24 protein-coding genes are annotated in these 18,157 nt (G+C 66.8%); 14 read left to right on the forward strand and 10 right to left on the reverse strand.

Features of this window, described 5'->3' with window-relative positions; all coding sequences use genetic code 11:
- Positions 1–70 precede the first annotated feature (70 nt).
- Positions 71–736 carry a TrkA family potassium uptake protein gene (locus D3261_RS05110; RefSeq protein ID WP_120069806.1) on the reverse strand — a complete coding sequence of 222 codons (666 nt, stop codon included), beginning with the start codon at positions 734–736 and terminating at the stop codon, positions 71–73.
- 104 nt (positions 737–840) lie between these two features.
- Between D3261_RS05110 and D3261_RS05115 the strand changes: the two genes are divergently transcribed.
- A complete protein-coding gene (locus D3261_RS05115) occupies positions 841–1,620 on the forward strand; it encodes an NAD(P)-dependent oxidoreductase (protein ID WP_120069808.1) in 780 nt (259 codons plus the stop codon).
- Between the two features lie 25 nt (positions 1,621–1,645).
- Here the strand turns inward: D3261_RS05115 and D3261_RS05120 are convergent, their stop codons facing one another.
- Positions 1,646–1,930 (reverse strand): translation initiation factor eIF-1A, encoded by a 285-nt coding sequence (locus D3261_RS05120; protein ID WP_120069811.1) that lies wholly within the window; start codon positions 1,928–1,930, stop codon positions 1,646–1,648.
- A 124-nt stretch (positions 1,931–2,054) separates the two neighbouring features.
- Between D3261_RS05120 and D3261_RS05125 the strand changes: the two genes are divergently transcribed.
- On the forward strand, positions 2,055–2,837 hold the full coding sequence (locus tag D3261_RS05125; RefSeq protein WP_233553895.1) for a class I SAM-dependent methyltransferase: 783 nt from the start codon (positions 2,055–2,057) through the stop codon (positions 2,835–2,837).
- Positions 2,838–2,883: 46 nt separating this feature from the next.
- Positions 2,884–3,546: a 2,5-diamino-6-(ribosylamino)-4(3H)-pyrimidinone 5'-phosphate reductase gene (locus D3261_RS05130; RefSeq protein WP_120069813.1), complete on the forward strand. Its 663-nt coding sequence runs from the start codon at positions 2,884–2,886 to the stop codon at positions 3,544–3,546.
- 76 nt (positions 3,547–3,622) lie between these two features.
- Here the strand turns inward: D3261_RS05130 and D3261_RS05135 are convergent, their stop codons facing one another.
- Together D3261_RS05135 and D3261_RS05140 are read right to left on the reverse strand one after the other, a co-directional pair.
- Positions 3,623–4,396, reverse strand: coding sequence for a helix-turn-helix domain-containing protein (locus D3261_RS05135; protein ID WP_158589355.1), 774 nt, complete (start codon positions 4,394–4,396; stop codon positions 3,623–3,625).
- Between the two features lie 54 nt (positions 4,397–4,450).
- Positions 4,451–5,419 carry a DMT family transporter gene (locus D3261_RS05140; protein WP_158589356.1) on the reverse strand — a complete coding sequence of 323 codons (969 nt, stop codon included), beginning with the start codon at positions 5,417–5,419 and terminating at the stop codon, positions 4,451–4,453.
- A 487-nt stretch (positions 5,420–5,906) separates the two neighbouring features.
- Here D3261_RS05140 and D3261_RS05145 point away from each other — a divergent pair, with 487 nt between their 5' ends.
- Complete coding sequence (locus tag D3261_RS05145) at positions 5,907–6,536, forward strand: hypothetical protein (RefSeq protein WP_147464930.1); 630 nt, start codon at positions 5,907–5,909, stop codon at positions 6,534–6,536.
- Positions 6,537–6,738: 202 nt separating this feature from the next.
- Here the strand turns inward: D3261_RS05145 and D3261_RS05150 are convergent, their stop codons facing one another.
- Positions 6,739–7,788: an NAD(P)/FAD-dependent oxidoreductase gene (locus D3261_RS05150; RefSeq protein ID WP_120069824.1), complete on the reverse strand. Its 1,050-nt coding sequence runs from the start codon at positions 7,786–7,788 to the stop codon at positions 6,739–6,741.
- Between the two features lie 83 nt (positions 7,789–7,871).
- Here D3261_RS05150 and D3261_RS05155 point away from each other — a divergent pair, with 83 nt between their 5' ends.
- From D3261_RS05155 to D3261_RS05180, 6 genes are all read left to right on the forward strand, one after another.
- Entirely contained in the window at positions 7,872–8,156 is a 285-nt protein-coding gene (locus D3261_RS05155) for a DUF357 domain-containing protein (RefSeq protein ID WP_120069827.1), read from the forward strand.
- A gap of 54 nt (positions 8,157–8,210) precedes the next feature.
- Positions 8,211–8,486, forward strand: a complete 276-nt coding sequence (locus D3261_RS05160) for a winged helix-turn-helix domain-containing protein (RefSeq protein ID WP_120069829.1) — start codon at positions 8,211–8,213, stop codon at positions 8,484–8,486.
- A gap of 55 nt (positions 8,487–8,541) precedes the next feature.
- Positions 8,542–8,853: a hypothetical protein gene (locus tag D3261_RS05165; protein ID WP_120069831.1), complete on the forward strand. Its 312-nt coding sequence runs from the start codon at positions 8,542–8,544 to the stop codon at positions 8,851–8,853.
- 238 nt (positions 8,854–9,091) lie between these two features.
- Positions 9,092–10,075 (forward strand): transcription initiation factor IIB family protein, encoded by a 984-nt coding sequence (locus D3261_RS05170; protein ID WP_120069834.1) that lies wholly within the window; start codon positions 9,092–9,094, stop codon positions 10,073–10,075.
- 67 nt (positions 10,076–10,142) lie between these two features.
- The gene (locus D3261_RS05175) at positions 10,143–10,322 is read left to right on the forward strand and encodes a hypothetical protein (RefSeq protein WP_120069837.1); all 180 of its coding nucleotides are present in this window, start codon (positions 10,143–10,145) and stop codon (positions 10,320–10,322) included.
- Positions 10,323–10,519: 197 nt separating this feature from the next.
- Positions 10,520–10,759 (forward strand): UPF0058 family protein, encoded by a 240-nt coding sequence (locus tag D3261_RS05180; protein WP_007692035.1) that lies wholly within the window; start codon positions 10,520–10,522, stop codon positions 10,757–10,759.
- Positions 10,760–10,810: 51 nt separating this feature from the next.
- Here the strand turns inward: D3261_RS05180 and D3261_RS05185 are convergent, their stop codons facing one another.
- The gene (locus D3261_RS05185) at positions 10,811–11,245 is read right to left on the reverse strand and encodes a DUF555 domain-containing protein (RefSeq protein WP_120070194.1); all 435 of its coding nucleotides are present in this window, start codon (positions 11,243–11,245) and stop codon (positions 10,811–10,813) included.
- Between the two features lie 85 nt (positions 11,246–11,330).
- Between D3261_RS05185 and D3261_RS05190 the strand changes: the two genes are divergently transcribed.
- Genes D3261_RS05190 through moaC form a run of 4 tightly spaced genes read left to right on the forward strand, consistent with a single transcriptional unit; the run spans position 11,331 to position 14,533 of the window.
- Positions 11,331–12,248 carry a DNA-3-methyladenine glycosylase gene (locus D3261_RS05190; RefSeq protein WP_120069839.1) on the forward strand — a complete coding sequence of 306 codons (918 nt, stop codon included), beginning with the start codon at positions 11,331–11,333 and terminating at the stop codon, positions 12,246–12,248.
- 42 nt (positions 12,249–12,290) lie between these two features.
- The gene (locus D3261_RS05195; RefSeq protein WP_120069841.1) at positions 12,291–12,569 is read left to right on the forward strand and encodes an acylphosphatase; all 279 of its coding nucleotides are present in this window, start codon (positions 12,291–12,293) and stop codon (positions 12,567–12,569) included.
- A 39-nt stretch (positions 12,570–12,608) separates the two neighbouring features.
- Positions 12,609–14,036 (forward strand): NAD(P)H-hydrate dehydratase, encoded by a 1,428-nt coding sequence (locus D3261_RS05200; protein WP_120069844.1) that lies wholly within the window; start codon positions 12,609–12,611, stop codon positions 14,034–14,036.
- On the forward strand, positions 14,033–14,533 hold the full coding sequence (gene moaC / locus D3261_RS05205; protein WP_120069847.1) for a cyclic pyranopterin monophosphate synthase MoaC: 501 nt from the start codon (positions 14,033–14,035) through the stop codon (positions 14,531–14,533). Before D3261_RS05200 ends, moaC begins: the two co-directional genes overlap by 4 nt.
- On the opposite strand, the gene hflX is transcribed toward moaC, so the two are convergent.
- The 4 genes from hflX to D3261_RS05225 form a co-directional block, all read right to left on the reverse strand.
- Entirely contained in the window at positions 14,528–15,826 is a 1,299-nt protein-coding gene (gene hflX, locus D3261_RS05210; RefSeq protein ID WP_120069850.1) for a GTPase HflX, read from the reverse strand. The genes moaC and hflX overlap by 6 nt on opposite strands.
- A 101-nt stretch (positions 15,827–15,927) precedes the next feature.
- Positions 15,928–16,842, reverse strand: coding sequence for a hypothetical protein (locus tag D3261_RS05215; RefSeq protein ID WP_120069853.1), 915 nt, complete (start codon positions 16,840–16,842; stop codon positions 15,928–15,930).
- A 4-nt stretch (positions 16,843–16,846) separates the two neighbouring features.
- Entirely contained in the window at positions 16,847–17,230 is a 384-nt protein-coding gene (locus D3261_RS05220; protein WP_120069855.1) for a hypothetical protein, read from the reverse strand.
- A 109-nt stretch (positions 17,231–17,339) separates the two neighbouring features.
- Positions 17,340–18,065: a ribosome assembly factor SBDS gene (locus D3261_RS05225; RefSeq protein WP_120069858.1), complete on the reverse strand. Its 726-nt coding sequence runs from the start codon at positions 18,063–18,065 to the stop codon at positions 17,340–17,342.
- Positions 18,066–18,157: the final 92 nt, after the last annotated feature.

Below are 18,157 nucleotides of genomic sequence, written 5' to 3' on the forward strand. Positions count from 1 at the left end.
CCCCTCTCCCCTTCCTCCACTTCCGGGGTTCCTCCACCTTGATATCGACCGTCCGAGCCGCGCCGCCGTCTCAGGCGTCGGCCGTCCCGTGGACCTGGTCGCGGACCGCCGAGACGACGTCCGGTTCGGCCATCAGCGCCAGCCGGTCGCCGGGCTCGACTTCGGTCCTCGGCAGCGGGATCGTCATCGGCTCGCCCGCGCGACCGTGGGCGTAGATGCGAGCGTCGTCGGGGATCTCGAGCGCCACGACGCGCTCGCCAACCACCGGGGAGTCCTCGGGGACGACGAGCACGATCGCCGAGAGGTGCTCGGTGACGTCGGCGAGCACACTGAAATCGCCGCCGAGCAGTGCGGTCTTCGCCCCGGCCGCGCCGAGCTGCTCGGGGTAGATGATCTCGTCGACGCCCTCGCTGTACTTGCGGTAGACGTCCTCGGTGAACTCGTCGCTGATCCGGAGGACGGTGCGACAGCCGTGGTCGTTGCCCACCCGACAGACCTCGAAGTTGACCTCGGGGTCGCCGGTGAGGCCGCCGACCGCGTCCGCGGTTTCGAGGTCGGCCGATTCGAGCACCGCCTCCGAGGCCCCGTCGCCCTCGATCACGTCGAGCCCCGCCCCGCGAGCCCGTTCGACCTTCTCGGGGTCGTTCTCGACGACGGTCACCTCGTGGCCCTCCGTGTCGAGGATCTGTGCGGTTCGGATCCCGACGCGACCGTACCCCACCAGTACGCAGTTCATACCCCCTCTTGCGCACCGGGGATGAAAACCCTACCTGGTCTCGTATGAATGCCTTGCCAAGTCGTCGCCAACCCCTATGTACTCCCCGCAAGAATGGGCGCACGATGACGAAGATCGCTATTACCGGTGCGGCGGGCAACGTTGGGCGAGTCCTCGTTGAGGGGTTCGACGACCACGAGGTCACGCCGCTCACCTTCGAGGAAGCGGACGACCTGGAGTCGGTCGTCTGTGACATCACCGACCGCGAGGCGTTCGTCGAGGCGCTCGACGGCCAAGACGTCCTGATCCACCTCGCGGGCAATCCCTCGCCCTACGCCGAGTGGGACGACCTGAAGGACCCCAACATCGACGGGGTCTACAACGCCTACCACGCCGCGATCGAGAACGACCTCGACCGGGTGGTGTTCGCGAGCTCGAACCACGCCGTCAACATGGACGACACCTCCGACACCGCCGAACCCGAGACGATGGCCGCCGACGCGCCCACGGTCTACCCCGAGACCGCTGGCCGGCCTGACTCCTACTACGGCGTCTCGAAGGTCGCGGGCGAGGCGCTCGGCGACTTCTTCTCGAAACGCTACGACATCGAGGCCGTCAGCGTTCGTATCGGCTGGCTGATGACCGAGGACGAACTCGACGAGTCCCAAGAGACCGCGGACAGCGACTACCCCGAGGACGCCGCTCGGTTCGGGCGCGCGATGTGGCTCAGCCACCGCGACTGTCGGGACGTCTTCGAGTCCGCCGCCACCGCCGAGGTCCCGGACGAACCGCTGGTGGTCCACGGGATCTCGCGCAACGACGACCGCTACCTCTCGCTGACCGAGACCCAGCGCACCATCGGCTATCGGCCACGCGACAACGCGAGCGAAACGCTCGAAAACTGATCGTTCGGGACGGGAGAGCGACTGATTACTCGATGTGGCCTTCGCGCCGGAGCTGGTCGGCGTCCTGGTCCTCGTAGCGCCACTCGATCGTGCCCTTCTCGTCCTGCCAGTCCCAGGGTTCGATGATCACGACGTCGCCCTCGTTGATCCAGACCCGATACTTCATTCGACCGGGGATCCGCCCCATGCGCTCTCTCCCGTCCATACACCGTACGCGGACGTGGTTGCCACCGTTGTGCTCGGTGACGACACCGAACACCTGGTTGTCGTCCGGCATTCGGAGGTTCTTTCGTCCGGATCCTTCGCTCATACGTCCCGATAGGTGACATGGACCCTTAAGCCATTGGAAACGCTCGGTAGCGTTTGCCACGCCCGCGATGGAGGGGAACCGATCCGATGGATTGGTGCGCCCAGGGTCGGTACGGGTTCGAACTGTGCCCCCGAACGACTCCACGACCCCGTTCGCGAGCACCGAGGCGTACTACGCCGACCACCGGCCGGGCTACGGCGAGTCCGCCGTCGAGTACCTCCGACATCGATTCGACCTCGACGACGGGTCGCGCGTGCTCGACCTCGGTTGCGGGGCCGGTCAGGTCGCGGTCCCGGTCGCGTCACACGCCGGATCGGTCCTCGGGATGGACCCGAACCCGGTGATGCTCCGGGAGGCCGATGCGCGCGCTCGCCGCGCTGGACGGGAGAACCTGGAGTGGGTCGTCGGCTCGGACGCCGAACTGACGGGGGTCGAGGGCCCCTTCGATCTCGTCACGATGGGGCGCTCGTTTCACTGGATGGACCAAGCGCGAACCCTCGAACGGGTCCACGAGCTCACCGACCCCGGGGGCGGTGTCGCGCTCCTCACCAACCGCGAGTGGATCACGAGAGGGACCAAGGACTGGCAGGACGTGGTCTACGTCCACGTCGGCGAGTACATCGAGGACCTCCCCGACCGAACCGGCCCGATCGAGTACGACGACCCCTGGGACGAACTCGTCGCGACGTTCGGATTCACCGGAGTCGAGACCGCGACCTTCGAGTTCGAGCGCACCTGGGACGTCGATTCGGTCGTCGGCTACCTTTTCTCGCTCTCCTTTTGCTCGCCGGCCACCGTCGGGGACGAGAAAGGGGCGTTCGAGGCGGCCCTCCGTGCGCGGCTCGACGCGTTCGACGAACCGCTCGTCCAGGACGCCGCCGTGACGGTGGTCACCGGCAAGCGATAGCTCCGGCCACCGAAAGCGGCTTTCGCCGTCGCGGGCTACTCGTCCCATGCACGTCGTGGCCAACGCGGCGATGAGCGCCGACGGGAAGCTCTCCTCGCGCCGACGCGAGCAGGTCGTGATCAGCGGGCCCGAGGACTTCGCGAGAGTGGACGCCCTGCGAGCGTCGTGCGACGCGGTGCTCGTCGGGGTCGGCACGGTGCTCGCCGACGACCCTCATCTGACCGTCGAGGACCCCGACCTGCGCGACGAACGGCGCGCGCGCGGCGACCCCGAGCACCCCGCGCGGGTCGTGGTCGACACACGCGCGCGCACGCCGCCCGAGAGCCGGATCCTCGACAGCGAGGCCTCGACCCACGTGCTCGTCGGCGAGGCGGCCCCCGAGGACCGCCGATCGGCGCTCCGTGAGGCCGGCGCGCACCTCGTCGAGGTCGGCGACGACCGAGTAGATCTCACGTCGGGGTTCGCGGCGCTCGAAGCCGAGGGGATCGACCGACTGATGATCGAGGGCGGCGGCGAGGTCCTGTTCTCCGTGTTCGAGGCGGGCCTGGTCGACGAACTCTCGGTCTTTCTCGGCTCGCTGGTCATCGGCGGCCGCGACGCCCCGACCCTCGCCGACGGGGACGGCTTCGTCGACGATTTCCCCCCACTCGAACTCGATGGCGTCGAGCAACTCGACGACGGCGTGCTGTGTCGCTACGCGGTCGGGTGAATCCGTCCTGCGCGTCGAGGAAATCCATCGCGATCGATGGACGAGCGCGATGGGCGAACACCGAGATGTTTCGGTCTCAGCTCTCAGTTCGTGCGAGTTCCGTTTCGTTCACTGGAGACCGCTCCGACGGGTCGCTGGCATCGAAGACTTCGGTCGCTAGCCATGCCTCGGCCCGTCGAAGGCGATATCGAAGCGTCGATTCCGGGATCTCCGTTTCGGCCGCGAGGTCCGAAAGATGGGTCTCACGCGGGGTTTCGTAGTACCCCGCGGCGACAGCGGCTTCGAGCGCCGCACGCTGTTCGTACGGGAGGCCGGTTGTCGTGACCCCACCGTCACTCCGGTCGGTGGGACGCTGGAGCCTGTCGAACTGGAGGGAGACGCCGCTCGAAACCCGATCGTCGAGTTTCTCGTACAACTCGCCGAGTTCTTCCTCGGCTTGGATCAGGAGTCGCCACTCGGTCCGGTTCCCACGGCGCAGCGTGTCGAACAGCACGTTCGAGTCGAGCGTCGACGCGGCGATATCCAACACCGTGTGACACGCGCCGGGTTCGGTGGCGTAGGTGCTGATCGTTCGATTCGTTGGGCCCCGTTCGAGAACATCGTACTCCCACGCGCCAGCACAGTCGTCGTGGGCAGTCACACACCGATCGCCGTGGTCGGTCGTACTGTACACCTCGTCGAGCGCGTCCATCGCCGACTGCGGACCAGTGACCCGATCGACGAACCAGAGACCGTCGTCCGTTCGGCGGATCGTCTCCGACGTGGCGACCGCCTCCGGATTCTCGATGAAGAGATCCACCACCGGATTCACCCCTCGGTCGTGGGTCAGCGTGATACCGAGTTCCTGCATACTGAGTAGTGGTGAATCACGGGGATACACCTGACGCTGCATCCGTCGCCACGGTCAATCATCTTGACTCTCCGACGACGGTGGACCGGTGGCCTCTCGACTGTTCCGCCCGAGGAGCGTTCGGGGACCGAGGCTCCCAGTCAGCGTGCGCCACTCGATCAGCAGGAATCCCAAAACTATGACGACGAACCCGGCGAGCGTCGTCGGGGTCACCTGCTCGTTCAAAAGTAGCCATCCCACGACCGCCGCGACGACCGGGTTCAGGTAGGTGAGGAGGTTCGTCCGAACCGGTCCGATCGTATCGATGAGCCAGAGGTAACATGGATACCCGAGTCCGGTCGAGAAGATCCCGACATAGAGCACTGCGGTCAATCGTGACCCCGTCCAAGCGATCGACCCTGCCGGTTCGCTCAACAGGAGGCTCGCACCGTGGAGCAAGACCGCGCCGAGCACCATCCCCCAGAGGGCGACTGTGATCGACCCGGAATCGGGTTCGGCTCGTTTGAGGAGCACGCTGCCCAGCGAGGTTACGGCCGCCGCACCCAAGACGAGCGCCTGCCCGGTCGCATCCCCACCGAGCAGGTTCGACGGGTTCGGGTCGACGACGACTACCACGCCGACCAACCCAACCGCGACGCCGAGCCAACCGCTCGGCGAGAGTCGCTCGTTCGCCAGCAGGAAGTACGAGTAGACGGGCGCGAAGATCGCCATGAAACTGAAGAGGATCGCGGCGAAGCCCGCCGAAACCGTCTGTTGGCCCGAGAACAGCAATAGGTTCTCCAAAGCCACGATGAACAGTCCGAACGCACCGATCCCGTAGAGGTCGTTTCGGCTCTGTGGCACCACTCGATCGTTCGACAGGGCGACAACGCCGAGGAGCAGGATGGCCCCGATATCGAATCGGAGCGCGGCGTAGAACGCGGGTGGGACCGGGCCAACCGCCGCCCGGACACCCACGAACTGGGTCCCGAAGAACAGCGTCGTCAAGACGAACGCCCCGAGCTTTTTCGCGGTGCTCGTCACTCTTCTTTGCTCCTGTCCGGTCGCGGTGATGAGAGTACTATCATCGGGAGTGAGTAGCGGACGGATCGGGTTGAACACCGGTTCGTGCTATACCGAACACGAATACATTCGGGTAGAGAACGAACTCCGATTCACGAGATGGGTGGAAGTTCCATCACGTCTCGAACCCGTTCGAGGCGCGAACTCGGACGGAATTGATAACCAACCATATCATGCCCGAACCAAATCACTCCGACCGCGACGAGGCGATCGAGACGCTGTTCTACACGCCGCTGAAGCGACGCCGGAGCGTCTCCCAGGAACTGTTCGACGACCACTGGAAGGACGCCCACGGACCGCTGGTGCTCGCCTCCCCGGGCTCCACCAGTATATTCAATACCACCTCGCCCACGACGAGGGACGGCTCTGGCCCTCGACACCGGGCGTCAGCCGCGAGATCGAGGCCGACGAGCAGATCGATGGCGTTGCCGTGCTGGCGTTCGAATCGATGGACGAACGGGAGGCGTGGGTCGAGAACGGCGATGTGCTGATGGTCGACGAACAGAACGCCTTCGAGGAGACCATCGGCTACGAAACCATCGACGGGAACTCGACGACCCACGTCGATCACCGGCGAGACCCGGCTCCGAACGGCGACGACGACTACGAATCGTTGCACGTCCTCTTCCGGAAGAACGAGGGGACGTCCATCGAGCAATTCCACGAGTACATCGCCGAGGAGTTCGTGCCATCACTGGCCGAAAGCGACGACCTGCTTCGCCTCCGGAGTCACCTGATCGAGGGGTACGACAACTCTATCGACCAGCCGCCGGCACCGAACGTCTCTCACGACGCACCACCCGAAAAACAGTATCAGGCAGCGCTCGACATCGCGTTCGACGACCGACTCGCGCTCGAACGCTTCTTCGACTCGTCGGCGTACACCCGAACCGAGGAGCGGCAGCCGGAGTACATCGAACGGATCCACGCCTTCCCGGTTCGGAACACCTACGTTCACAACTACGACGGCGAGATGACGATCGCGGGCCAACGTGGCGCGACGGTCGCCGAAACCATCGCGGACATCGGTGCGCGCAACCAGACCACCGACGAGACCCTCGACCACTTCCGGAAGTAGTCGAATCAACCCAGTGGCCGACCGGCGACGATACCGTGGGGGAACGTTCCGAGGCCGAGACGGCAGCCGCGCCACCCCGACGCTCGCCACTGGCTCGGGTTCCATCGACGGCCGTCTCGAATTCGACAGCATCGACCATCGGAACGGTGGAGTGGTGTGTCGCTACGCGGTTGGCTGAAACCAGGGCCGCAGTGAAGGGCCGTCAGTCGTCGTCGGCGAACGCGGCTTCCGCTTCCGGTGCGGGTTCGTCGTGGGTTTCGAGATAGTCGTCGGCGTCGAGTGCGGCCTTCGCACCCATGCCGCCGGCGGTGACGGCCTGCTGGTAGTGCGAGTCGACGACGTCGCCCGCGCCGAAGATGCCGGGAACGCCGGTTCGGGTCTGACCGCCGCCGGTGCCGCCCTCGGTGTGGAGATAGCCCGTGGCGTCCATCTCGACGCCCGTTCCCTGGAGGTAGCTGGTGTTTGGGGTGTGACCGATGGCGAGGAACACCGCGCCGACGTCGAGGTCGTATTTTTCAGTATCCGGGTCGTCGCGTTTCTCGCTCGGACGCCCGTCGGGGTGAGTGAGAAGCGAGACACCGTCGATCCCGCCTTCGGGGGTGCCGTGGATCTCGTCGAGTTCGGTGTTCTTTCTGACCTCGACCTCGCCAGCCTCGACGTGCTCTTCTAGCCTATCGATCCAGTAGTCCTCGGCGCGGAAGGCCTCGCGGCGGTGGATCAGGTGGACTTTGGAGGCGAACTTCGTGAGGAAGCTGGCCTCCTCCATGGCGGCGTCGCCACCGCCGACGACGACCATCTCCTCGTCGCGGAAGAACGCGCCGTCGCAGGTCGCACAGGTCGAGACGCCGTAGCCCATGAGGTCGTCCTCGCCGGGGACGCCGAGGGTGCGTGCGCTGGCACCGCTGGCGACGATGACCGCGTCGGCGATGAGCGACTCCCCACTGTTCAGGGTGAGTTCGAACGGCCGACCCGAGTCGTCGACGTCCTCGACGACGCCGTGGCGGACGTCGGCCCCGAAGTTCTTGGCCTGGGTCTTCATCCGCTGGACGAGCTCCGAGCCGCCGATACCGTCGGGGAAACCGGGATAGTTGGCGACGTCGGTGGTGAGGGTGAGCTGGCCACCGGGCTCGTCGCCTTCGAGCACCAGTGGGTCGTTGTTCGAGCGGGCGGCGTAGATCGCGGCGGTCAGCCCCGCGATCCCCGACCCGGTGATGACCAGCCGGCGGTGTTCCGGCTCCTGGGTTTCGGACATACCTCCTGTAGGGTCCGCGGAAGTAATTAGCTTGTGGACTCCGGGCTCGAAGCGTTTAGGTGGGTCTCGGCTCTTCGACTCGCATGCCCGCAGACCTCGCGGAGAAGACCGACCGCTACGAACGACTCCTCGCCGAGGCGCTCGACGCCGCGAGCACTGCGCCGCCGGCGGGAACCCCGCTGGCCGGTGTCGCCGCCGACTACGAGGAGATGGCGCGGTCGTATCTCGAGGATGGCCGCCACTTCCGCGAATCGGGCGACCCCGTGAACGCGCTCGCGGCGTTCTCCTACGGCCACGGCTGGCTCGACGCCGGCGCGCGCCTCGGCGTGTTCTCGGTGCCGGACGAGGGCGACCTCTTCACGGTCTGAACCGCCTTCGGCGGTCGGTGTGCTTACAAGGGCTGGGTGTGTCAGTTCCGTTCGATGGAGGCCGTGCTGTGGTACGTGCTGACCGGCACCCGCGGTGGCACGAACCGCGTGCGGATCCTCAAGGCGCTCGATCAGCGCCCACGCAACGCCAACCAGCTCGCCGGGGACCTAGACCTCGATTACAAGACGGTTAGACACCACCTCGACGTGCTGGTCGACAACAACGTTCTCGAAAACAGTGGCGACGACTACGGCGCGGTCTACCTCCCGACGGACCAGGCGCGCCACCACTGGGAGACAATCGAGGACATCATCGAACAGGTGGATTGAGTATGGCCCGATTTGGGAAAGAGTATATGCGAGGCTGTGAGTTAGAGGTGAATAGATGGCGGTTCTGATCGACGGCATGCGCGTCTTCAGCGCGCTCAACGTGCTCTTCCTCCTCGTTCTCGCCTACATCTGGGGCCGGAACTACCTCCGATTCCGCTCGAAGCACACCCTCGGCCTCCTCGTCTTCGCCGTGTTGCTCCTCGCCGAGAACGCGCTGGCGATCTACTTCTTCGTCTTCCATCACGGTCTCACCGCGTGGGTGACCGACCCGTCGCTCGTCCCGCCGCTCGCCCAGGAGGCCATGCTGGCGCTCCGGGTGCTGGAGTTCGCCGGAGTCGCCTTCCTGACCTGGGTGACGTGGGACTGAACCCGGCCGCGACGGCGGCGTACCGGCACGACGATCCACCCTAAAAACATCCCGATTAACGAGGTGATATATGCCCCCGCTCTCACCGCTGCTCTGAGGCCGTGAGACGCCCGATCTCGGCGCTCGATTATCGGTACCTTTAAGTTCTTTACGGACTAACGTGCTGTCAAGCACCGAGTTCTGGGACCGTCCACAGAGTACCCCACACAGAGCACCGTATCAGAGTGCCTATCCAACAATGAGCGACACTACAACCCGGATCAACGAGAAGGAACGAGAGCAGACCGAAGAGGAGATCGACGAGCAGGAAGCGTCCGAGGACGAACTCGCCTGTCCCGAGTGCGGCGGCCGGCTCGCCGCCGACACCGAACACGGCGAGACGGTCTGTACGGACTGCGGGCTCGTCGTCGAGACCGACGAGATCGACCGTGGCCCCGAGTGGCGGGCGTTCGACTCGGCCGAGCGCGACCAGAAGTCGCGCGTGGGCGCGCCGACGACGAACATGATGCACGACAAGGGGCTGTCCACGAACATCGGCTGGCAGAACAAGGACGCCTACGGCAACGCCCTGAGTTCGCGCCAGCGCCAGAAGATGCAGCGGCTGCGGACCTGGAACGAGCGGTTCCGCACCCGCGACTCGAAGGAGCGCAACCTCAAACAGGCCCTCGGCGAGATCGACCGGATGGCGAGCGCGCTCGGCCTCCCGGACTCCGTTCGCGAGACCGCCTCGGTGATCTATCGTCGGGCGCTCGACGAGGACCTCCTTCCTGGCCGCTCGATCGAGGGCGTCTCGACCAGCGCGCTCTACGCCGCCGCGCGTCAGGCCGGCACCCCGCGGAGCCTCGACGAGATCGCGACCGTCTCCAGGGTTGGAAAGATGGAACTCACCCGTACCTACCGCTACGTCGTCCGCGAGCTGGGGCTCGAGATCCAGCCCGCCGACCCCGCAAGCTACGTCCCGCGGTTCGCCTCCGACCTCGACCTCTCGGAGGAGTCCGAGCGCCGCGCGCGCCAGCTCCTCGAGACCGCGAAGGACGAGGGTATCATCAGCGGCAAGAGCCCCGTGGGTCTCGCGGCCGCTGCGGTCTACGCCGCCGCGCTGCTCACCAACGAGAAGGTCACCCAGGGTGCGGTCAGCGAAGTCGCCGACATCAGCGAGGTAACCATCCGAAACCGGTACAAGGAGCTCCTCGAAGCCGAAGGCGACGTCATGGCGGCCTGAACAGCCGACGAACCGTCACCCGAAACCACACGAACTTTTTTGTCGGTCTCGGTCGTCAGAGAGCGGCATGGACGAAGCAGCCGTCCAACTGTTGTGTCCGGAGTGTGCCAAACACTGGCGGTCCGCGCCGCGCGACCTCCCCGCGAGCGACGCGGTCTTTCACTGCCCCAACTGCCACGCGAGCTATCGGCTCACCGAGTTCATGCGGACCGACCGCGACCTCACGACACTCCGACAGTTCGAGTAGCCCCCTCCATCGACCACGTTCGACCCGACCGGTCCCGGTACGTCCCTCGTCGACCTTCCCCCGCCACGACCCGATCAGAGCGGATCGTTCGTGAGGAACCGCCGTAGCCGCCCCGATACGGGGTTTTTTTACAGAGTAGTGTGTTAACGCGCGTCAGGATACTACTATTACCCTCCAGTCGTTAGGCGTACTCGCCCATGAAAAAGCAGGAGCTCATTCACCTCCACGGCCTGCTTGCAGAGGTACGCAAACACCATGAAGCACGAACCGGGACTTCGGTCGAGTACGAGTCCTACGAATCGCTCGGGGTCCGGCCGACCTCGATCCACAAGTCGAAGACCGACCACAAGGCCGCTGTTTTCGCACTCGCCGACGGGATAACCGCGGACATGCGACACAGCGAAGAGACCGAGACGGTCCCCGCGGCCGCCGACTGACGACCCGCGCCGGTTCTGCCGCTCGTTCACCGCCGAGCGCCAGCGTCGCCCTCACCCGTCGAGGAGCTCGTCGAAGTCGGGGAGCATACCGCCGTCCGTCGCCGAATCGTCCCCTTTTGAGTCGTCTTCTTCCGAATCACTACCGTCCGAGTCGTCGAGCACCTCGACCGAGAGCACGTCGAGCGGGATGTTCTCGAGGCGCTGGCCGATCTCCTTCCGGGCGATCCGGCTCGCGTGTTCCTCGCGTTCGACGTTGAAGACGGTCATCTCGAGTTCGAGCGCCACCAGCGCCTCGTCGGCGACTACGAACGCGGGCGGGAGCTCCTCGCCGCCGGGCGTGGTCCGCGTCCCCGCCTCGATCTCGACGTAGCTGAGGTCGGGGTTGAGCATCCCACCGGTCTTCGAGATGGCGATCCGCATCGCCTCGTCCGGCGTCTCGACGTCGTACACCGGGATGGCCGCCTCGACGACGACTCGACAGTCCATGGTGAGACCTTCGCCGGCTGCGGCTATCAACATTTGGTCGCCCCGAGTCGAAAGCGCCAACCCCCCCGCTGGTCGAGGTCCAGCGATGGAAACCGGGACGATCGAGGTCGATTCGCTCGCCGGCGGGGTCGACCTCCAGGCCACCCTCGAATCCGGGCAGTCGTGTTTCTGGGACCGCGCCGACGGCCGAATGTACGACGAATCGGGGGTCGCCCGCGGGTCAGCGTGGTACACCACCGTCCTGCCCCCGGACTTCGCCGGCGACTACGAGGTGGTTCGGGTTCGACAGACCGACGGCCGGCTGGAGTGGGAGTCGAGCACCGATGCCACCGACCATCTCACCCACCTCCTCCGGCTCGACGACGACCTCCCCGCGATTCAGGACGGGGTCCCCGACGACCCGCTCATCGAGACGGCGTTCGACGCCTACGACGGCCTGCGTATCGTCCGCGACCCGCCGTTTCCGACGCTGATCGCCTTCATCTGCTCGGCTCAGATGCGGGTCAAGCGCATCCACACGATGCAGCGCACGATGGCCGAGCGGTTCGGATCTCCTATACAATTCGACGGCGAGACCTACCACGCCTTCCCGACCCCCGACCAGCTCGCGGCCGCGACCGTGGACGACCTCCGCGACTGTTCGCTCGGCTATCGGGCCCCCTACGTCGCCGAAAGCGCGCGGCTCGTCGCGGACGGCGAACTCGATCCCACCGACGCCCGCGGGCGCGAGTACGAGGCCGCCCGCGAGTTCCTGAAGGGGTTCATGGGCGTCGGCGACAAGGTGGCCGACTGCATCCTCCTCTTCTCGCTCGGCTACCTCGAAGCCGTCCCGCTCGACACCTGGATCCAGACGGCCATCGCCGAACACTACCCCGACTGCGACCGCGGTTCGTACACCGAGACCTCGCGGGCCATCCGCGAGCGGTTCGGCGGTCGGTACGCGGGCTACGTCCAGACCCACGTCTTCCACTACCTCCGGGCCAACGGCCCCGACCTCGGCTGACCGGTCGGCGGACTTTTCACCCGCGTGGCCCTGCGTGCAGCCATGACCGACCGCGTTCGCGCACACGTCTTCGTCTCGGGAACCGTCCAGGGCGTCGCCTACCGTGCGAACACCCGCGATGCCGCACGCGAGGCGGGGCTCGACGGCTGGGTGAAGAACCTCGACGACGGCCGGGTCGAGGCGGTCTTCGAGGGCGACGAGGAGAGCGTCGAGGAGCTGGTCGAGTGGTGCCACACCGGCAGCCCGGCGGCCGCGGTCGAATCGGTCGAGGCCGACTACGGGGAGCCCGAGGGCGAGTCGGGGTTCGAGATAGACCGATAGTCCCGCACGCTTAATTCGCCGGCCCCCGGACGAACGGCCATGATCACGACCGATCGGATGGCCGCCGTCGACGCGAACGCCGCGGCGCTCGGCGTGCCACGGAAACAGCTGATGGAGTCGAGCGGCAACGCCGTCGCGCGCACCGTACGGGACCTCGTCGATCCCGGATCCCGAGTCACGATCGTCGCCGGGCGCGGCAACAACGGCGGCGACGCGCTCGTCGCGGCCCGCTTTCTCGACGCGTTCGACACCCACACGCTGTTGCTCGGTCGCGCCGAGACCATCTCGACCGACATCGCCCGCGAGAACTGGGACGCGCTCGTCGAAGCCAAGTACGACACCGAGGAAGTGCAGGATTCACAAGCTATCGACCTCGGGGATCCCGACCTCGTGGTCGACGCGATGCTCGGCACAGGAATAACGGGCGACCTCCGCGAACCCGAGGCCACCGCGGCTCGGGAGATGAACGAGTCCGGCGCGACGGTACTCTCGGTCGACGTCCCCTCCGGTGTGGACGCCGACACCGGGGAGCACAGTTCGAAAGCCGTCGACGCCGACCACGTGGTGACGTTCCACGATTCGAAGCCCGGGCTCGATTCGCTGGATGCCGACGTTCGGGTCGAAGACATCGGGATCCCGGCCGCCGCCGAGCGGTTCGTCGGGCCGGGCGACCTCGCGGTCGAGACGGATCCCCACGCACGAAAAGGCGATTCGGGCCGGGTGATGGTCATCGGCGGCGGGCCCTACACCGGCGCGCCGGCGCTCGCCGCGCAGTCGTCGCTCCGGGCGGGGGCGGATCTAGCCTTCGTCTCGGTTCCCGAGCGGGTCTTCGAGCCGATCGCGGGCTACGCCGAGGACCTCATCGTCCAGCCCTACGACGCACCCCAGCTGGGGCCGGACCAGGTCGACGACCTCCTCGACACCGCGACCCGCCACGACGACATCGTGGTGCTCGGTCCGGGTCTCGGCACCGCGGACGAGACCCTCGACGCGGTCGAGCAGTTCCTCTCGGGATTCGACGGCCGCGCGGTCGTCGACGCCGACGCGCTCTCGGTCGTCCCCGAGGTCGACACCGACGCGACCCTCGTCTGCACGCCGAACCGCCACGAACTCGCCGAGATGGGCGGGCCGGACGTCGACGACCTCGCGGCCCACGCCGACGAGATCGAGGCCTTCGCCGCCGACCTCGGTCACATCGTGCTCGCGAAGGCGAAGGACGACGTGGTCAGCGACGGCGAGCGAACCCGGATCTCGCGCGTCGGAACCCCGGGGATGACCGTCGGCGGTACCGGCGACCTGCTCGCGGGGATCACGGCCGCCCAGCTCGGCACCCGCGAGGCGTTCGACGCGGCCTGTGTCGCCCCCTACGTCAACGGTCGGGCCGCGGAGGCGCTCGACCGCGGGAGCAGGCTGCTCGCCTCGGAGCTCCTCGATGCCATCCCCGAGGCGATGCGGGTCGAGCGATGACCGACGCCGAGCGCGACGAGCGAACGGACCGGTTGACCCACACCACGAGCGAGGGCGACGCGGCGATGGTCGACGTCGGCGCGAAGCCCGACACCGCCCGGCGGGCGGTCGCACGGGGGACGATCCACCTGCGCGAGTCCACGGTCGCGGCGGTCCGCGCCGACGAGATCGAGAAGGGGGACGTGCTCACGACCGCGCGGATCGCCGCCATCGACGCCGTGAAACACACCTGGGAGACGATCCCGCTCTGTCACCAGATCCCGATCACGAACGTCGAAACCGAGTTCGAGGTTGCGGACGACCGCGTGACGCTGACCGTCGCGGTCGAAACCGTTGGAAAGACCGGCTGTGAGATGGAGGCGCTGCAGGGCGTGACGACAGGATTGAACACGGTCTGGGACATGACGAAGGCCGCCGAGAAGGACGAGGCTGGCGAGTATCCGGATACCGCCATCGAAGACGTACGGGTCGTCGAGAAGACGAAACGCGAGCTATGACTCGACCGGGACGGCGAGGGCGGCGGCCTTGTCGCGCGAGCGTTCGACCACCGACGGCCGCGCTGCGAACGACACCGTGACCTGGTCGCCGGCGTCGGTGTAGGTCACGTCCTCGACCTCGGCGTGGTCGTGGATCCACGAGACCACGCCCATCGTGTCGTCGGCCATCGGCATGACGAGCCGTTCGCGCTCGTAGGCCGGGAGCCCCTCCTCGATCCGCTCGACGAGCGTCTCGATGTCTGTGCCCGCGGCGGCGCTCACGGCCACCGGGTTCGGCGCGAGCGTCGAGAGCGCCTCGCGTTTCTCCTGGAGTTTCGCCTCGTCGACCAGGTCGGTCTTGTTGAGTACGGTGACGATCGGGGCCTCGTTCCGTTCGTAGAGCGTGTCGTGGGCGGTGACGAGTTTCTCGCGCATCCGCTCGACCGACTCGCTCGCGTCGACCACGAGGAGCACGAGGTCGGCACGGTAGACCGAATCGAGGGTGGACTTGAACGACTCGACGAGCCAGTGGGGCAGGTCCGAGATGAAGCCGACCGTATCGGTGACGAGGACGGGTCTGTCCATCGCGGCGCGGCGGGTGGTGGTGCCGAGCGTGGTGAACAGTTTGTCCTGGGATTCGGCGGTGGGGTCGAGGTCCGGGTGGAGCCCCTCGTTCTCGTCGACCTCGACGTCCGCCGCCAGCCGCCGGAGGAGGCTCGACTTCCCGGCGTTGGTGTAGCCCGCGAGCGCCACGAGGTCGAAACCCGACTCCCGGCGCTGTTCCCGGCGGTGTTCCTCGGTCACCTCGATCGTCTCCAGCTCGTCGCTGATCGCACTGATCTGGGCTTTGATGTCCTGTTCGCGCGACTCGTCGTACTCCCCGAGCCCCATGAACCCCGGGCGCTCCTCGCGCCGTGCGAGACTGACCTTCGCCTCGACCCGCGGGAGTTCGTACCGGAGCTCGGCGAGTTCGACCTGGAGCTGGGCTTTCTTCGTTCGGGCGCGCTGACCGAAGATCTCGAGGATCAAGCGAAAGCGGTCCATCACCGTCGTGTCGGTCGGGAGTTTCCGTCCCAGATTGTAGGTCTGGTACGGGCCGAGTCGATTGTCGAAGATCACCGTGCTCGCGCCGGTGTCGGCGACGAGCGTGGCGAGTTCGCCGACCTTCCCCTCCCCGAGGTGCAACGCGGCGTCCTCGGTTCTGGTCTGGGTGAGCGTTCCGACGACCTCGTAGCCCGCGGCTCGCGCGAGGTCCCGTATCTCACCGATGTCGGCGCTCCCGGAGTCGACCCGCTTTGCGATGATGGCCTTCATGTCGTTCGGTCGACGCGTCGCGTCGATCGTCCCGAGTTACGTGGCCGAACGCCTTCAATCCCGGGCCTGTCCGGAACGCACACGGACCCGACCGGGGGTGTTCAGTTCCGTTCTTCCGGAGGGACGAACGGGCCGACCGAGACGGTGTACCGCGCGATGGTGGCGAGGCGCACCATGTGGCTCAGGAGGACCGCGAGCGGGAGGAGGACGACGGCGACAGCCGCGGAGACCACCAGCGGCAGGAGCGGCTCGGCGACCATCGAACTCGGCAGTGTGGTGTAGGTCGTCGTGACGTAGAACGAGACGAGGAGCACCGGGATCCCGAGGTAGACCAGGCGACGCGAGAGCTCCGCGAGGTCCTGCTGGATCGCGATGGTCTTGAAGAACTGTCTGGCCACCGCGACCGCCTTCAGGAGGTCACGAACCGCGTCGAGCTCCTCGGTCGCGTCCTCGGAATACTCGTCGTTGCGGGCGCGTGCATCCGTCGCGGTCAGGAGCTGGGCGTAGGCCGGCCCGAGCAGCATCGAGACGACCCGCATCGTGTCGCCGGTTCCCCCGACGTCCGTGAGCCGGTCGGCGTACGACCGGAGGTCCGCGAGATACTCGTCGTCGGAGCCGTCGAGTTCGTCGTCGAGCCTGCCCGCGCGGTCGTCGATCGTCTCGCCGATGAGCGAGAGGAACTCCGCGGGGTCGTTCGGGCTCTCGGTCCGTCCCGCGACCTCCTCGACGGTGTGCCGGAAGTCGAGGGTGCCGTCGAGCCGGTCGGTGAGGCCGTCGACCGTACCGAACACCCGCGAGAGCACCAGCTGGTTGACGGTCAGCGTGATGGTGATCAACGAGAACACCCCGGAGATCACCCCACTGCCGAACATCGTCGCGACGGTGCCCGCCGGTCGGAACGTGACCAGCCCGATGCTCGTCAGCCAGAACGTCACGAGGAAGGTGAGGACGGCCACCAGCACCGAGACGACGAGCCGGTGCCCGTCGACGAGCACCCACTTCGTGAGTTTGTGCACGGGCTCAGACCACCCGGTTCGACCTGACGGTCGCGGTGCGGGTCTCGACCACCGTGCCGTTGACCGTGTTGACGGCGACCAGCGTGGCGGTGCCGTTCGTGGGGAGGACGACCGAGGCGCTCGTCTCGCCGCTGTCGAGCGCGGTCCGATGGAACGTCTCGCCGTCGACGACCACGTTGAGTTGGTTCACCCCGTTCGTGGTCGCGTTCGGGGTGAGGGCTATCGTGGTACGGACCTGCCCGACCGCCCACGACCCGCCCGTCGACGTACCCGCGAACGCGACCGAGTCCGTCGTGTTCAGGTCGACCGCCGGGCCGCGCGCGAGACAGCCCGAACTCGCCAGCAACACGACGACCACGACTACCCCGATCCGGGTCGCCCGATTCATCGCGTGAGGGGACTCGACGGCGGTGCTCGGTCGGCCGCCGGTCCGCGTACGTTCGTCATGCCGAACCCTCACGCGACGGTGGTAAGAGGATGACGCCTTCGTGGGCTGTTCACTGCGTCCGGACTTCGTCCTCGTCGCGGATCTTCTTGACCTCGCCCTCGCCCGCCGACTGTTCGCTCACGAGTTCGTAGAAGTCGTTCTGGAGGCCCGCCGGGAACTCGACGACTCCGATCCACGAGCCGTCGTTCTGCCACTCCTCGCGAACCAGGTCGCCGAACTGGCGGATCTGGGCCTGTGCGCTGCCGGCGTGGTCGGCGGGGATCTGGGCCGCCATCGTGACCTCCTCGAACCGGATCGGGATCACGGGTCTGAGCGCGTCGAGCGCGTCGTCGACCTGGTTCTCCACCGTGTCCATCGGGTCGATACGGAAGTCGGTCTCCCCCAGCGCGGACTCGATCCGGTCGGGCGGGTGGGGCGCGCCGTCCATCTGGGGGTTGATCGCGTTCCGCGCGATGATGTTGATGAGCTGGCGGCGCTTCTGTTCTTGCATCTCGCGGCGCTGGTCGGCCGTGATCTGGATCTCGCCCTCGCGGATGACCTCGGGGATGATGTCGAGGGGTTCAGTGGTGCCGAAGACGTCCTCGACGTCGGCCTCGGCGGGCCGATCGCCCCTCGAAGCGTCCTCGAAGACGTCCTCGGCCGCGATCACGTCCTCCAGCTCGCCTTCGAACTCGCCGCGCCTGATGGCGAGCGCCGCGTCCGGGTCGACCAACACCTCGAACCGCGCGCCGTGGGATTCGAGGCGTGCCGTCACCGCCTCGTCAAGCGATATCATACCCGACGTATCGGGCCGGACGCACAAGTCGCTTCGCTCTTCGCCGGGTCCCTCGACGGAAGCCGGCGGCTCACGGTCGTGTGAGGGACGCC

The sequence above is a fragment of the Halococcus sp. IIIV-5B genome, assembly GCF_003602035.1.
Classification (GTDB): domain Archaea; phylum Halobacteriota; class Halobacteria; order Halobacteriales; family Halococcaceae; genus Halococcus; species Halococcus salsus.

Coding starts and splice junctions, on each gene's coding strand:
- D3261_RS05170 (WP_120069834.1), top strand. CDS start 9,092: ATGAGCGACACTACAACCCGGATCAACGAGAAGGAACGAGAGCAGACC.
- moaC (WP_120069847.1), top strand. CDS start 14,033: ATGACCGACGCCGAGCGCGACGAGCGAACGGACCGGTTGACCCACACC.
- hflX (WP_120069850.1), bottom strand. CDS start 15,826: ATGAAGGCCATCATCGCAAAGCGGGTCGACTCCGGGAGCGCCGACATC.
- D3261_RS05145 (WP_147464930.1), top strand. CDS start 5,907: ATGGACGAACGGGAGGCGTGGGTCGAGAACGGCGATGTGCTGATGGTC.
- D3261_RS05185 (WP_120070194.1), bottom strand. CDS start 11,245: ATGGACTGTCGAGTCGTCGTCGAGGCGGCCATCCCGGTGTACGACGTC.
- D3261_RS05135 (WP_158589355.1), bottom strand. CDS start 4,396: ATGCAGGAACTCGGTATCACGCTGACCCACGACCGAGGGGTGAATCCG.
- D3261_RS05115 (WP_120069808.1), top strand. CDS start 841: ATGACGAAGATCGCTATTACCGGTGCGGCGGGCAACGTTGGGCGAGTC.
- D3261_RS05195 (WP_120069841.1), top strand. CDS start 12,291: ATGACCGACCGCGTTCGCGCACACGTCTTCGTCTCGGGAACCGTCCAG.
- D3261_RS05120 (WP_120069811.1), bottom strand. CDS start 1,930: ATGAGCGAAGGATCCGGACGAAAGAACCTCCGAATGCCGGACGACAAC.
- D3261_RS05130 (WP_120069813.1), top strand. CDS start 2,884: ATGCACGTCGTGGCCAACGCGGCGATGAGCGCCGACGGGAAGCTCTCC.
- D3261_RS05160 (WP_120069829.1), top strand. CDS start 8,211: ATGGAGGCCGTGCTGTGGTACGTGCTGACCGGCACCCGCGGTGGCACG.
- D3261_RS05175 (WP_120069837.1), top strand. CDS start 10,143: ATGGACGAAGCAGCCGTCCAACTGTTGTGTCCGGAGTGTGCCAAACAC.
- D3261_RS05150 (WP_120069824.1), bottom strand. CDS start 7,788: ATGTCCGAAACCCAGGAGCCGGAACACCGCCGGCTGGTCATCACCGGG.
- D3261_RS05155 (WP_120069827.1), top strand. CDS start 7,872: ATGCCCGCAGACCTCGCGGAGAAGACCGACCGCTACGAACGACTCCTC.
- D3261_RS05165 (WP_120069831.1), top strand. CDS start 8,542: ATGGCGGTTCTGATCGACGGCATGCGCGTCTTCAGCGCGCTCAACGTG.
- D3261_RS05220 (WP_120069855.1), bottom strand. CDS start 17,230: ATGAATCGGGCGACCCGGATCGGGGTAGTCGTGGTCGTCGTGTTGCTG.
- D3261_RS05225 (WP_120069858.1), bottom strand. CDS start 18,065: ATGATATCGCTTGACGAGGCGGTGACGGCACGCCTCGAATCCCACGGC.
- D3261_RS05190 (WP_120069839.1), top strand. CDS start 11,331: ATGGAAACCGGGACGATCGAGGTCGATTCGCTCGCCGGCGGGGTCGAC.
- D3261_RS05180 (WP_007692035.1), top strand. CDS start 10,520: ATGAAAAAGCAGGAGCTCATTCACCTCCACGGCCTGCTTGCAGAGGTA.
- D3261_RS05110 (WP_120069806.1), bottom strand. CDS start 736: ATGAACTGCGTACTGGTGGGGTACGGTCGCGTCGGGATCCGAACCGCA.
- D3261_RS05200 (WP_120069844.1), top strand. CDS start 12,609: ATGATCACGACCGATCGGATGGCCGCCGTCGACGCGAACGCCGCGGCG.